The sequence below is a fragment of the Streptomyces sp. GS7 genome (assembly GCF_009834125.1).
Lineage (GTDB): Bacteria > Actinomycetota > Actinomycetes > Streptomycetales > Streptomycetaceae > Streptomyces.
Genome location: NZ_CP047146.1, coordinates 7,080,293 through 7,093,675, shown reverse-complemented (window position 1 = coordinate 7,093,675; position 13,383 = coordinate 7,080,293). Strand labels below are relative to the sequence as shown.

The following is a 13,383-nucleotide window of genomic DNA, read 5'->3' as shown; positions in this document are numbered from 1 at the left end:
GCGCTGCGTGATGGGCTCGGTAGCATCAAGCACCGGCCCAGGCGCCAGAACTGACGGCGTCCCACCGCCGGTCGACGCTGCCGGAGGTGCCCATGAGCGCAGAGGCCACGAACCCTGGTAACCCTGAAGCAGCGGGCCGCAAGCGCGGACGCCCCCGGCCGGCGCTGCGGGGGCTGCGCCGTATCGGGCGCGCCGCGCTGCTCGGCCCGACCACCCGCGACGGCCTCCCGGACGCCCTGGAGCACGTCGCCAAGGTCCACCGCCGCCACCACCCCGACGCCGACCTGGACATCCTCAGCAAGGCGTACCAGCTCGCCGAGTCCTCGCACCGCGGGCAGCTGCGCAAGAGCGGCGAGCCGTACATCACCCACCCCCTCGCGGTGACCCTGATCCTCGCCGAACTGGGCGCGGAGACCACCGCGTTGACCGCCTCCCTGCTCCACGACACCGTCGAGGACACGGAAGTGACGCTCGATCAGGTACGGGCGGAGTTCGGCGCGGAGGTCTGCTATCTGGTCGACGGCGTCACCAAGCTGGAGAAGGTCGACTACGGCGCCGCGGCCGAGCCGGAGACCTTCCGCAAGATGCTGGTGGCGACCGGCAACGACGTGCGGGTGATGTCCATCAAGCTCGCCGACCGGCTGCACAACATGCGCACGCTCGGCGTGATGCGGCCCGAGAAACAGGCCCGGATCGCCAAGGTGACCCGTGACGTCCTGATCCCGCTCGCCGAACGCCTCGGCGTCCAGGCGCTGAAGACCGAGCTGGAGGACCTGGTCTTCGCGATCCTGCACCCGGAGGAGTACGTCACGACCCGGCAGCTGGTCCGGTCGTACGCCGGGCGGCCCGATCCGCTCGCCGCGATCGCCGGGCGGACCCGTACGATCCTGGCCGACGCCGGGATCGAGGCCGAAGTCCTGGTCCGGCCACGGCACTTCGTCTCCGTGCACCGCGTCCTGCTGGCGCGCGGGCAGCTGACCGGCGCGGATCTGGGACGGCTGCTGGTGCTGGTGGCGGAGGACGCCGACTGCTACGCCGTCCTCGGTGAGCTGCACACCTGCTTCACGCCGGTCGTCTCCGAGTTCAAGGACTTCATCGCCGCCCCCAAGTTCAACCTCTACCAGTCGCTGCACACCGCCGTGAGCGGCGAGGCCGGCGAGATCGCCGAGACCCTGATCCGCACGCACCAGATGCACCGGGTGGCGGAGGCCGGGGTGATCGCGCTGGGCAATCCGTACGCGCCCACGGACGGCGCGGACGCCCCCGAGGGCGAGCGGGCCGACCCCACCCGCCCCGGATGGCTCGACCGGCTGCTGGAGTGGCAGCGCACCACCCCTGACCCGGACACCTTCTGGACCTCGCTGCGCGACGACCTCGCCCAGGACCGGGAGATCACCGTCTTCTGCACCGGCGCGCCCGCGGACGGGGCGCCGGACGGCTCCGCGGGCCCCGCCGGCGGCGCGATCGGCCTGCCGGCCGGCGCGAGCTGCGTGGACGCGGCGTACGCCCGCCACGGCGAGGCGGCGCACTGCTGCATCGGCGCCCGGGTCAACGGGCGGCTCGCCACCCTCGGCACCGTCCTGCACGACGGCGACAGCCTGCACCTGCTGATGGCCCCGGACTCCGCCGCCGGCCCCTCGCCCGAGTGGCTCGACCACGCCCGGACGCCCGCCGCCCGGCTCGCCATCGCCCGTTGGCTGGCCCGTCCCCCGGGCGGTGGCGAGCCGCCCGCCGCCCCCGCCGGTCAGGGCGGCGAACGGCGCAGGGCCCCGGGGTACCGCCCCACCGGACCGGACCGGCAGGCCGCCGCCTCCGGGCTCGCGGTGGCGGACCTGCCCGGGGCCGCGGTCCGGCTGGCCGGCTGCTGCACCCCGGTGCCGCCGGACACCGTCACCGGGTTCGCGGTCCGCGGCGGCACGGTCACGGTCCACCGCGCGCTGTGTCCCGCCGTGGCGCGGATGGCGGCGATGGGCCGGCAGCCGGTCGGGGTGCGCTGGCGGGGCGCCGGGAAGGGCGGCCACGGCTGCCGGGTGACCCTCCTGGCGGAGGCGTTCAGCAGGCCGCACCTGCTGGCCGACCTCACCGAGGCGATCGCCGCCCAGGGCGCCGCCGTGGTGTCGGCCGCGGTCGAGCCCCCGCACGAACAACTGGTGCGGCACACGTACACGCTCCACCTGCCCAACGCCGCCGGGCTGCCCTCCCTGATGCGGGCGATGCGCCAAGTGCCCGGCGTGTTCGACGTGTTGCGGGCGGGCCGGCCCCGCCCCGCCGCCGCGATGCGGCCCTGACGGACCGAGGGGCAGATCCGGCAGACCGGCGCAAGCCGGACGCCTTCAGGCCGCTCGTTCGGGTGCCGTCCTGCCGCGCCGTCAACAGGGGAGCGGGCCGCGCTGATAGCGGTAACCCATGTCCCTTCCCTTGCGCCGCCCGTCCGGCGGGTCCGACGGGCCCGCCGCCCGCCCCGCTACCGACCACTCCGCGCCCGCACGGCGCCGCTTCCACGCCGTACCCGGCCGGATCCCGCGCCGGGCCGCGGCCCTCGGCCTCGCGATCGCCGCCACGCTCGCCGCGGCAGAGCCGCCGGTCGTGCCACTGGGCCTCGGCGACCGCCTCTTCCCGACGCTCGGCAACACCGGCTACCACGTCACGTCCTACGACGTGTCGATGAACTACTCCGGCCGCAGCGACCGGCCGCTGGAAGCGGTCACCGTGATCAACGCCCGCTCCACCGGCAACCTCGACCGGCTCAGCCTCGACTTCGCGCGCGGCGCCGTCCGCTCCGCGGAGATCGACGGGGCGCCCGCCAGGCACCAGCAGGAGGGCGAGCACCTGGTGCTCACCCCGGCCGCCCACATCTCCCCGGGGCAGAAGCTGCGCATCGTCGTCCACCACACCAGCAATCCGGTCGGCGCGGGCGACGGCGGCTGGATCCGCACCAAGGACGGGCTGGCGATGGCCAATCAGGCCGACGCCGCGCACCGGGTCTTCCCCTGCAACGACCACCCCTCCGACAAGGCGTACTTCACCTTCCACATCACCGCGCCCCAGGGGCTGGTGGTGGTCGCCAACGGGCTGCCGGTGGGGCAGGCCACCCGCGGGCCGCGCCGCACCTGGACGTACCGCACCTCCCACCCCATGGCCACCGAGCTGGCGCAGATCTCCATCGGGCGGTCCGCCGTGCTCACGCAGCACGGACCGCACGGGCTGCCGATCCGCGATGTGGTCCCGGCCGTCGACCGGCCCCTCCTGGCGCGCTGGCTCGCCAAGACGCCGGGCCAGGTGGCCTGGATGGAGAACAAGGTCGGACGCTTCCCGTTCGAGACCTACGGGGTGCTGACGGCGGACGCCAGCACCGGTTTCGAGCTGGAGACCCAGACCCTCTCGCTCTTCGAGAAGCGCCTGTTCACCATGGTTCAGCTGCCCGACTGGTACGTCGAGTCGGTGATGGTGCACGAGCTGTCCCACCAGTGGTTCGGCGACAGCGTCAGCCCCCGCCGGTGGTCCGACGTCTGGCTCAACGAGGCGCACGCGACCTGGTACGAGATGCTCTACGCCCAGGAGAAGGGCGACAGCCGCGCCTCCATGGAGACACGGATGCGCCACGCGTACGAGAACTCGGACGGCTGGCGCGCCGAAGGCGGCCCGCCCGCCCTGCCCAAGCTCCCCGACCACGGCCAGAAGATCAGCATCTTCCGGCCGGTGATCTACGACGGCAGCGCCCTGGTCCTGTACGCGCTGCGTCACAAGCTGGGAACGCAGGGCTTCGACCGCCTTGAACGGGCCTGGGTGCAGAAGCACCGCGACGGGGTGGCCGGCACCGCCGACTTCATCAACCTGGCCTCGCAGATCTACGGCCACAACCTCTCCGGCTTCTTCTGGGAATGGCTGTACGGCACCAAGACCCCGGCGATGCCCGGCCACCCCGACTGGAAGCCCCGGGCGGCCGGGAGCGCCGGCGGCCGGAAGGCGCGGGTGTCGGGCCGGGCCGCCCTGCATCCCGGGTGGCCGCTGCCCGGACGGCACGCGGCCCCGTAGCGGGACATCACCGGAAAACCCGCGTGACGCCCCTCCGCGGGCGTGCGACCATCAACGGGTCGACGCGGACGGGCGCCCGGGAATCTCCGGGGCGGCCCGGACGTTGTCACCAGCGACAGTCCCAGGGGGGACCGGCCGGTCCCCCGAGGGCTTCCCAACGACGCAAAGGATCAAATGACCTCCTCTTCTTCCCTTCCGCAGGACCGGCAGCGCCTCCCCGAGAGCCTTCGGGCCGACGCCCTGATGGAAGAGGACGTCGCCTGGAGCCACGAGATCGACGGGGAGCGCGACGGCGACCAGTACGACCGCTCCGAGCGCGCGGCACTGCGCCGCGTGGCCGGCCTGTCCACCGAGCTCGAAGACGTCACCGAGGTCGAGTACCGGCAGCTGCGCCTGGAGCGCGTGGTGCTCGTCGGCGTCTGGACGTCCGGGACGGTGCAGGACGCGGAGAACTCCCTCGCCGAGCTGGCGGCGCTGGCCGAGACCGCCGGCGCCCTGGTGCTCGACGGCGTGGTCCAGCGTCGCGACAAGCCGGACCCGGCGACGTACATCGGCTCCGGCAAGGCGCTGGAGCTGCGCGACATCGTGCTCGAATCCGGCGCGGACACCGTGGTGTGCGACGGTGAGCTCTCCCCGGGCCAGCTGATCCACCTGGAGGACGTCGTCAAGGTCAAGGTGGTCGACCGGACCGCCCTGATCCTCGACATCTTCGCCCAGCACGCCAAGTCCCGGGAGGGCAAGGCGCAGGTCTCGCTGGCGCAGATGCAGTACATGCTCCCCAGGCTCCGCGGCTGGGGCCAGTCGCTGTCCCGGCAGATGGGTGGCGGTGGCTCCGGTTCGGCGGGCGGCGGTATGGCCACCCGCGGTCCCGGTGAGACCAAGATCGAGACGGACCGGCGGCGGATCCGCGAGAAGATGGCGAAGATGCGCCGGGAGATCGCGGAGATGAAGACCGGCCGCGACATCAAGCGCCAGGAGCGCCGGCGCAACAAGGTCCCCTCGGTCGCCATCGCCGGCTACACCAACGCCGGCAAGTCCTCGCTGCTCAACCGCCTCACCGGCGCCGGAGTCCTGGTGGAGAACGCCCTGTTCGCCACCCTGGACCCGACCGTCCGGCGGGCCGAGACCCCCAGCGGGCGGCTGTACACCCTCGCCGACACCGTCGGCTTCGTCCGGCATCTGCCGCACCACCTCGTCGAGGCGTTCCGCTCCACGATGGAGGAGGTCGGCGACTCCGACCTGATCCTCCATGTGGTCGACGGCTCCCATCCGGTGCCGGAGGAGCAGCTGGCGGCGGTGCGCGAGGTGATCCGCGACGTGGGCGCGACGAACGTGCCCGAGATCGTGGTCGTCAACAAGGCCGACGCGGCAGATCCGTTGGTGCTCCAGCGGCTGCTGCGCCAGGAGAAGCGCGCCATCGTGGTCTCGGCCCGTACGGGCCAGGGCCTGACGGAGCTGCTGACCCTCCTCGACGAGGAACTCCCGCGTCCCCAGGTCGAGATCGAGGTGCTGGTGCCCTACACCCAGGGCGCCCTGGTCTCGCGGGCGCACGCCGAGGGCGAGGTCATCTCCGAGGAGCACACCGCCGACGGCACGGTCCTCAAGGCGCGGGTGCACGAGGAACTGGCCGCCGAGTTCCGCCCGTTCGTCCCGGCCGCCTAGCGGCCCGCACGGAGTCCGTACGGCGAAGGCCCGCCCCCGGTTCCCCGGGGGCGGGCCTTCGTCATGCCTGCCGTGGGCGGTGCGCGGCGGGTGGTGCCGGACACCGGCACCACCCGTCTCACGTCCCTAGCTCTGGCTCGCCCACTTCTTGCTCATCGCGTCGAAGATCGACTTGGCCTCGGGGCCCAGGTGCGGACCCGCCGACCAGCGGGCCGGGCGCGGCCCCATCGACATGTTGGAGACCAGCACCGGCTTGCCGTCCGGGCCCTTGACGAACCACGGACCGCCGGAGGAACCGCCGGTCATGGTGCAGCCGATCCGGTACATGGTCGGCTTCTTGGCGTCCAGCGACAGACGGGTCGGCTTGTCGGTGCACGACTCCTGCACCGCACCGTCGAACGGCGCCTCGGCCGGGTAGCCCTGCGCGGTCAGGCTCGGGATCTTGCCGATCGCCGGGGCGTTGAAGTCGACCTGGTACGCACCGCCGGCCATCTCCTCCAGCGACTTGCCGCCGGTGCCCTCCTCCGGCTTCACATGCATCAGCGCGAAGTCGTACGGGGCCATCGGGACGCCCGGCACGGCGCCGCCGTCCTTGATCCACTCCTGGGACGTGGCCATGTCGTCCGCCCACCACTTGCCCGCCGGGACCCGGTCCTCGAAGGGCGTGGTCTTCATCTGGGTGACCGGCTTGCCGGTCCGGTTGAAGTTCGGCACGAACATCACGTTGCGGTACCAGCCGCCGTTCTTGCCGGCGTGCACACAGTGCGCGGCGGTCCACACGAGGTTGGACTTGCCGGGGTGCGCCGGGTCCTTGACGACGGTGGCGGAGCAGCGGGACTCACCCTCGGGGGTGCTGAACACCAGCAGGCCGACACCCGGCGCGGTGGAGGTGTACGGCGTCTTGACGGGCTGCGCGGTGACCGCGGCCGGCTCCGGGTCGGTCTTGCCCTGGTCCTCGGCGATGTCCGACGGCTTGCTCGGGTCCTGGGGCGGCTTGACGTGGTCGATCTTGTCCGGGTTCCAGAAGCCCTTGATGACCGGGTTGATGAACTGCCCCGCCTCGCGGAGCCACTTGTCCTTGTCCCAGTTCTTCCACTCCCCGTTCTTCCACTTGTCCAGGTTGATGCCGTGCTGCTTGAGCTTGTCCTGGAGGTCCTTGGGGATCTTGATCTCACCCCCGCCCGTGGTGTCCTGGGCGGACTGGCTCGGCTTGGCGTCCGCGTTGTCGCCCGACGGCCCGCAGCCGGTCGCGGTCAGCGCCACTACGGCGGTGAGGGCGGCGGCGGCCAGCACTGGCCGACGTATCGATCGCATGGGTCAGTTCCCCCTGAGTGAATCGGGCTGAGCCGGAGCGGCTCGTGTGGTGCGCACCGTCACGGGTCCTTGTCATGAACCCCAAGATCCGGGTGCAACCCCCCACTATGCCGGTGTCGAGGGGGACGGCGGTACCCGGGTCCCCGGTTCCCGGCCGTCAAGGATCTTGCCGGCGGCCGTGTTCCCCCGCCGGTGCCGTCGTTGGTACGTACGGGGGACGGCCGGGCTGCCCGCAGCGCCCGCGCGGAATCCAACAGTTCACCAGCAGGAGGACACAACTGCCGTGGCGTTGACCGAAACCGTGCCGGCGGGCGCACCGCCGGCCCACGAAGGGATCCTGCGACGGCAGTCCCTGCGTGAGTCCGCTGCCCGTACGTACGCGCGCTCGCTGCCCATCGTCCCGGTGCGCGCCCGCGGGCTGACCATCGAGGGCGCCGACGGCCGGCGCTATCTCGACTGCCTCTCCGGAGCCGGCACCCTCGCGCTGGGCCACAACCACCCGGTGGTGCTCGAAGCGATCCGCACGGTCCTCGACTCCGGGGCGCCGCTGCACGTCCTCGACCTGGCCACGCCCGTCAAGGACGCTTTCACGACCGAGCTGTTCGCCACCCTGCCCGGGGAGTTGTCCGAAAAGGGGCGTATCCAGTTCTGCGGCCCGGCCGGTACGGACGCCGTCGAGGCCGCCTTCACCCTCGTCCGCACCGCGACCGGGCGCAGCGGCCTGATGGCCTTCTCCGGCGCCTACCACGGCATGACGTCGGACGCCCTCGCCGCCTCCGGGGGAGCCCGGCACACCGTCGTGACCCGGCTGCCCTACCCGTACGACTACCGCTGCCCGTTCGGGACCGGCGGCGAGCGCGGCGCCGAACTCTCCGCCCGCTGGACGGAGAACCTGCTCGACGACCACAAGAGCGGGGTGCCGCGGCCCGCGGGCCTGATCCTCGAACCGGTCCAGGGCGAAGGCGGGGTGATCCCGGCGCCGCTGAACTGGTTGCGCCGGATGCGGGAGATCACCGCCGCCCGGGACATCCCGCTGATCGTCGACGAGGTGCAGACCGGCGTCGGCCGCACCGGCACCTTCTGGGCCGTCGAGCAGAGCGGCATCGTCCCCGACGTCCTCGTGCTGTCCAAGGCGATCGGCGGCAGCCTCCCGCTCGCGGTGATCGTCTACCGCGAGGAACTGGACGCCTGGCGGCCCGGCGCCCACGCCGGCACCTTCCGCGGCAACCAACTCGCCATGGCCGCCGGCACCGCCACCCTCGCCTACGTCCGCCGTAACGGCCTCGACCGGCGCGCCGCCGAACTCGGCGCCCGGATGCTCGCCCGGCTCGGCGGACTCGCCGCCGCGCACGACTGCATCGGCGACGTCCGCGGGCGCGGGCTGATGCTCGGCGTCGAACTGGTCGACCGGGCCGCCGACACCGACGCCCACGGCGCCCGGCCCGCCGACCCGGTGCTCGCCGCCGCCGTCCAGCGGGCGTGCCTGGACCGCGGCCTGATCGTCGAACTGGGCGGCCGGCACTCCGCCGTCGTCCGGCTGCTGCCACCCCTGACCATCACCGACGAACAGGCGGACGCGATCCTCGACCGCCTCGCCGACGCCATCACGGCGGCGGTCCGCACCACCCCCGGGCCCCTGGGCTCGTCCCCCACCACCCTGCGAGGCACCTCCGCATGAACGAACGCCCCGGCCCCGACGGGACCCAGGCCGCCGAACGACTCCCCGCCCACCACCCCGGCCCGGGGCTGATCGAGCCGTCCGTACCGCGGCAGCAGCGGCGGCCCGGCGACGACACCTGCCACCAGCAGACCCCGGAAGGCCGCGACCGGCCCCCGGCCGCCTACGGCGCCCCCGGCCCCCACGACACGGCCCGGCACCCCGACGCCGAGCCCCTCGACCACCCCGACGCGGCGGTCGCCGCCGACGCCGCGGGCATCGAGAACCTGCTGCGCTGCTGGCTCCGCGAGAACGGCACCCCCCGTCCGGCCGGCGGCCGGCTGCGCCTCCCGCTGCACGCCAGCGCCACCGCCCTGCACATCCCCGTCCGCTACTGGTCGCCCACCGGCTGGCACCGCCTGGGCGCGCCCACCCTCGAAGGCACCCCGCCCGGCTCCGCCCCCCTGGACGCAGTCACCCTCGCCGCGCTGCTGCGCCGCGAAGCCGTACACGGCGGCGACCGCCGGGCCTCGGACGGCGGCGAGCACCGGGTCGCGGACGGCGACGAGCCCCCGGCGGCGGACGACGCGCCGCAGGCACCGGACGGCGACGGCGCCGAACTCGTCGGCCGGGTCGCCAACTCCGTACGCACCACCGCCGTGTTCATCGCCGACCGGCGCGCCCACCCCGCCGGCGAGCAGGACTCCGGCTTCCTCGAAGGCGAGCAGTCACTGCTGCTCGGCCACCCGCTGCACCCCACCCCCAAGAGCCGCGAGGGCCTCACCGACGCCGAGACCCGCGCCTATTCGCCCGAACTCCGCGGCGCCTTCCCGCTCCACTGGATGGCCGTCCACCGCTCCGCCGTCGCCGCCGACTCCGCCTGGACCGAACGCGGCAAGACCGTACCGGCCGGCCAGCTCGCCGCCGACCTGGCCGGCGACGGGCTCGTGCTCCCCGACGACACCGTGCCGCTGCCGCTGCACCCCTGGCAGGCGCGGGACCTCGCCGCCCGCCCGGAAACCGCCGCGCTGCGCGACGCCGGACTGCTGCACGACCTCGGCCCGCACGGCGCGCCCTGGCACCCCACCTCCTCCGTGCGCACGGTCTACCGGCCCGGCGCGCCCGCCATGCTCAAGCTCTCCCTCGGGCTGCGCATCACCAACTCCCGCCGGGAGAACCTCCGCAAGGAACTGGAGCGCGGCGTCGAGGTCCATCGTCTGCTGCGCACCGGCCTCGGCGAGCAGTGGCAGGCCGCCTTCCCGAGCGCTCCCGGATTCGACATCGTCCGCGACCCGGCCTACCTCGCCGTCGACGGCCCCGACGGAGCGCCCGTCCAGGGCCTGGACGTCGTCATCCGCCACAACCCCTTCGCCACCACCGACGACGCGGTCTGCATCGCCGGGCTCACCTCGCCGCGGCCCTGGCCCGGACACGGCGAGATGCGCTCCCGCCTCGAAAGCCTGGTCAGCGCACTGAGCGCGCGCACCGGGCGGCCCGCCGGGGCGGTGGCCACGGAGTGGTTCCTGCGCTACCTCGAAGCGGTCGTCCGCCCCGTCCTCTGGCTCGACGGCACGGCCGGCATCGCCCTGGAGGCCCACCAGCAGAACACCCTCGTCCTGCTGGACCGCGACGGCTGGCCGGCCGGCGGCCGCTACCGCGACAACCAGGGCTACTACTTCCGCACCTCCCGCCGCGCCGAACTGGAGCGGCGGCTGCCCGGCATCGGTGCCACCAGCGACACCTTCGTCGCCGACGACGTCACCGACGAGCGCTTCGCCTACTACCTCGGCATCAACAACGTCCTCGGTCTCATCGGGGCCTTCGGCGCCGCCCGCCTGATCCGCGAGGAGATCCTGATCGCCGCCTTCCGGCGCTTCCTCGCCGACGCCGCCGCGGCTCCCCGCGCCCACCGCTCGCCCCTGCCGGAGCAGCTGCTGGAGGCCCGCACCCTGCGCTGCAAGGCCAACCTCGCCACCCGGCTGCACGGCCTGGACGAGCTCGTCGGCCCCGTCGACACCCAGTCCGTCTACGTCACCCTGCCCAACCCGCTCGCGGCCTAGATGACGCGGTCCCCAGCCATCAGAGGAGAGCGACACCGTGCCACCGACCGATTCCGACCTCCACGCCGCCTCGGACCACATCCTCGGCCTCCGGATCCCGCCCGAACCCGGCGCGCTGCCCGCCGACGCGGACCGCCCGCCCGCTGACGGCACCCCCGCCGCCGGCCCCCTGCTGGACAACCTGGCGGGCTGGCCGGCGGCCGACACCCCCGCCGGACCGTTCGCCCTCGTCCCCGTCCGGCCGGAGTGCGACCTGGACCGGATCACCGGCTGGATGAACGATCCCGCCGTCGCCGCGTTCTGGGAACTGGCCGGCCCGCCGGAGACCACCGCCGCCCATCTGCGCGCCCAGCTGGACGGCGACGGGCGCAGCGTGCCCTGCCTGGGAGTGCTGGACGGCGTCCCGATGAGCTACTGGGAGATCTACCGCGCCGACCTGGACCGCGTCGCCCGCCACTACGGGGCCCGGCCGCACGACACCGGAGTGCACCTGCTCATCGGCGGCGCCGGCGACCGGGGCCACGGCCTGGGCACGATGCTGCTGCGGGCCACCGCCGACCTCGTCCTCGACCAACGCCCCCGATGCGACCGCGTCATCGCCGAACCCGACCTGCGCAACACCGCCTCCGTCGCGGCCTTCCTGAGCGCGGGGTTCCGCTACGCGGAGGAGATCGAACTCCCGGAGAAACGCGCGGCGCTGATGATCCGCGACCGCGCCCTGCGCCACCTGCTCTGACCCCGGGGCCGTCCGTCGACGGCCCCGATCCGGTCCGCCATCCACCCCGCCGCCCCGGTTGTCCCCCGCACGTGCCGGGCCGGTCCCGCATCGAGGAGTCCCACATTGTCTCCTGCGTTCCCTGCGTTCCCCGCGTCCCAGCCGTCGCACCGCGCCTGGCAGCGCGCCGCCCGCCGCCTCTTCGCCAAGACCCTCGCGGAATTCGCCTACGAGGAAATCCTCACCCCCGAGCCCGACGGCACCGCCCCCGACGGCACCCCGCGCTACCGCCTGCCCGTCGGCAACGACCTCACGTACCGCTTCACCGCCCGCAGAGGCTCCTACGGGCACTGGCGCGTCGACCCCCACTCGATCACCCCCGACACCGATCCCTTCCGCTTCCTCACCCACGCCCACGACACCGTCCTGGGCCTGTCCGGCGACACCACCGGCCACCTCATCCGCGAGCTGACCGCCACCCTCGCCGCCGACACCCGCCTGGACGCCACCGCCCTGACCGCCGCCCAGCTCGCCGACCTGGACTACGCCGACCTCGAAGGACACCAGACCGGCCACCCCTGGCTCGTCGCCAACAAGGGGCGGCTCGGCTTCTCCGCCACCGACGCGGAGACCTGGGCCCCCGAGGCCCGCAGCCCCCAGCGGCTTCCCTGGCTCGCCGCCCACCACCGCATCGCCCACTACCGCGGCGTCCCCGCTCTCGCCACCCCCGACCGCCTCTACAGCGACGAACTGTCCCCCGCCACCCACCGCGCCTTCGCCCGCACCATCACCGACGCCGGCCAGGACCCCGCCGACTACCTCTACCTCCCCGTCCACCCCTGGCAGTGGGACGAGACCATCGCCCCGCTCTTCGCCCCGCAGCTCGCCGACAGATCCATCATCGCGCTGCCCACCGACAACGACCTCCGGCTGCCGCAGCAGTCGATCCGCACCTTCCTCAACGTCAGCCGCCCCGGGGCGCGCACGGTCAAGCTGCCGCTGTCCATCCTCAACACCCTGGTCTGGCGCGGCCTGCCCACCGAGCGCACCCTCGCCGCCCCGGCGGTCACCCGCTGGGTCCACGGCCTGCGCGACGGCGATACGTATCTGCGTGACGAGACCCGGGTGATCCTGCTCGGCGAGACCGCCTCGGTCACCGTCGAGCACCCCCTCTACGACCGGCTGCCCGGCGTCCCCTACCAGTTCAAGGAACTGCTCGGCTGCATCTGGCGGGAGCCCGTCAGCCGCTGCCTCGACCCGGGTGAACGGGCCCGCACCCTGGCCTCCCTGCTCCAGACCGACCCCGCCGGACGCGCCCTGACCACCGAGCTGGTGCACCGCTCCGGACTGCCCGCCCGCGCCTGGCTGGCCCACCTCTTCGCCGCGCTGCTGCCGCCCCTGCTGCACTTCCTCTACCAGTACGGCACGGTCTTCTCCCCGCACGGCGAGAACGCCATCGTCGTCTTCGACGAGCACGACATCCCCACCCGCCTGGCCATGAAGGACTTCGTCGACGACGTCAACACCAGCGCCCAGCCGCTGCCCGAGCACGACGCCATGCCGGACGACGTCCGGGCGGTCCTGCTGACCGAACCGCCCGCATTCCTCACCCAGTTCATCCACTCGGGACTCTTCGTCGGCGTCTTCCGCTATCTGGCGCCGCTGTGCGAGGAGCAACTCGGCGTGCCCGAGGACGAGTTCTGGTCACTCGTGCGGGCGGAGATCCTGCGCCACCACGAGCGCTTCCCGCACCTCAAGGAACGGCAGGAGACCTTCGACCTGCTCACCCCGGAGATCGAGCGGCTCTGCCTGAACCGCAACCGGCTGCACGTCGACGGTTACCGCGACCGCCGCGACCGCCCGCACGCCGCCGTGCACGGCACCGTCCCGAACCCCCTGCACGTCCCGTGACCGACCCCGCTGTCAGTGGTCCCGCGTAG

General features: G+C 73.4%; 8 protein-coding genes. 7 read left to right on the top strand and 1 reads right to left on the bottom strand.

What is annotated here, in order from left to right:
- Window positions 1–92: 92 nt before the first annotated feature.
- From GR130_RS30750 to hflX, 3 genes are all read left to right on the top strand, one after another.
- Window positions 93–2,288: a RelA/SpoT family protein gene (locus GR130_RS30750; protein WP_159507720.1), complete on the top strand. Its 2,196-nt coding sequence runs from the start codon at window positions 93–95 to the stop codon at window positions 2,286–2,288.
- 118 nt (window positions 2,289–2,406) lie between these two features.
- Window positions 2,407–4,035 (top strand): M1 family metallopeptidase, encoded by a 1,629-nt coding sequence (locus GR130_RS30745; protein WP_159507719.1) that lies wholly within the window; start codon window positions 2,407–2,409, stop codon window positions 4,033–4,035.
- Between the two features lie 174 nt (window positions 4,036–4,209).
- Complete coding sequence (gene hflX, locus GR130_RS30740) at window positions 4,210–5,697, top strand: GTPase HflX (protein ID WP_159507718.1); 1,488 nt, start codon at window positions 4,210–4,212, stop codon at window positions 5,695–5,697.
- A 126-nt stretch (window positions 5,698–5,823) separates the two neighbouring features.
- Here hflX and GR130_RS30735 read toward each other — a convergent pair whose 3' ends face one another.
- On the bottom strand, window positions 5,824–7,011 hold the full coding sequence (locus GR130_RS30735; RefSeq protein ID WP_201305053.1) for a trypsin-like serine peptidase: 1,188 nt from the start codon (window positions 7,009–7,011) through the stop codon (window positions 5,824–5,826).
- A gap of 283 nt (window positions 7,012–7,294) precedes the next feature.
- Here GR130_RS30735 and GR130_RS30730 point away from each other — a divergent pair, with 283 nt between their 5' ends.
- The 4 genes from GR130_RS30730 to GR130_RS30715 all read left to right on the top strand — a co-directional run bounded on the left by GR130_RS30730 (window position 7,295) and on the right by GR130_RS30715 (window position 13,354).
- The gene (locus tag GR130_RS30730; protein WP_159507717.1) at window positions 7,295–8,689 is read left to right on the top strand and encodes a diaminobutyrate--2-oxoglutarate transaminase family protein; all 1,395 of its coding nucleotides are present in this window, start codon (window positions 7,295–7,297) and stop codon (window positions 8,687–8,689) included.
- A complete protein-coding gene (locus tag GR130_RS30725; protein ID WP_201305052.1) occupies window positions 8,686–10,728 on the top strand; it encodes an IucA/IucC family protein in 2,043 nt (680 codons plus the stop codon). The genes GR130_RS30730 and GR130_RS30725 overlap by 4 nt, the downstream gene beginning before the upstream one ends.
- Window positions 10,729–10,765: 37 nt before the next feature.
- On the top strand, window positions 10,766–11,464 hold the full coding sequence (locus GR130_RS30720) for a GNAT family N-acetyltransferase (protein WP_159507716.1): 699 nt from the start codon (window positions 10,766–10,768) through the stop codon (window positions 11,462–11,464).
- A gap of 105 nt (window positions 11,465–11,569) precedes the next feature.
- Window positions 11,570–13,354, top strand: coding sequence for an IucA/IucC family protein (locus GR130_RS30715; protein WP_159507715.1), 1,785 nt, complete (start codon window positions 11,570–11,572; stop codon window positions 13,352–13,354).
- Window positions 13,355–13,383: the final 29 nt, after the last annotated feature.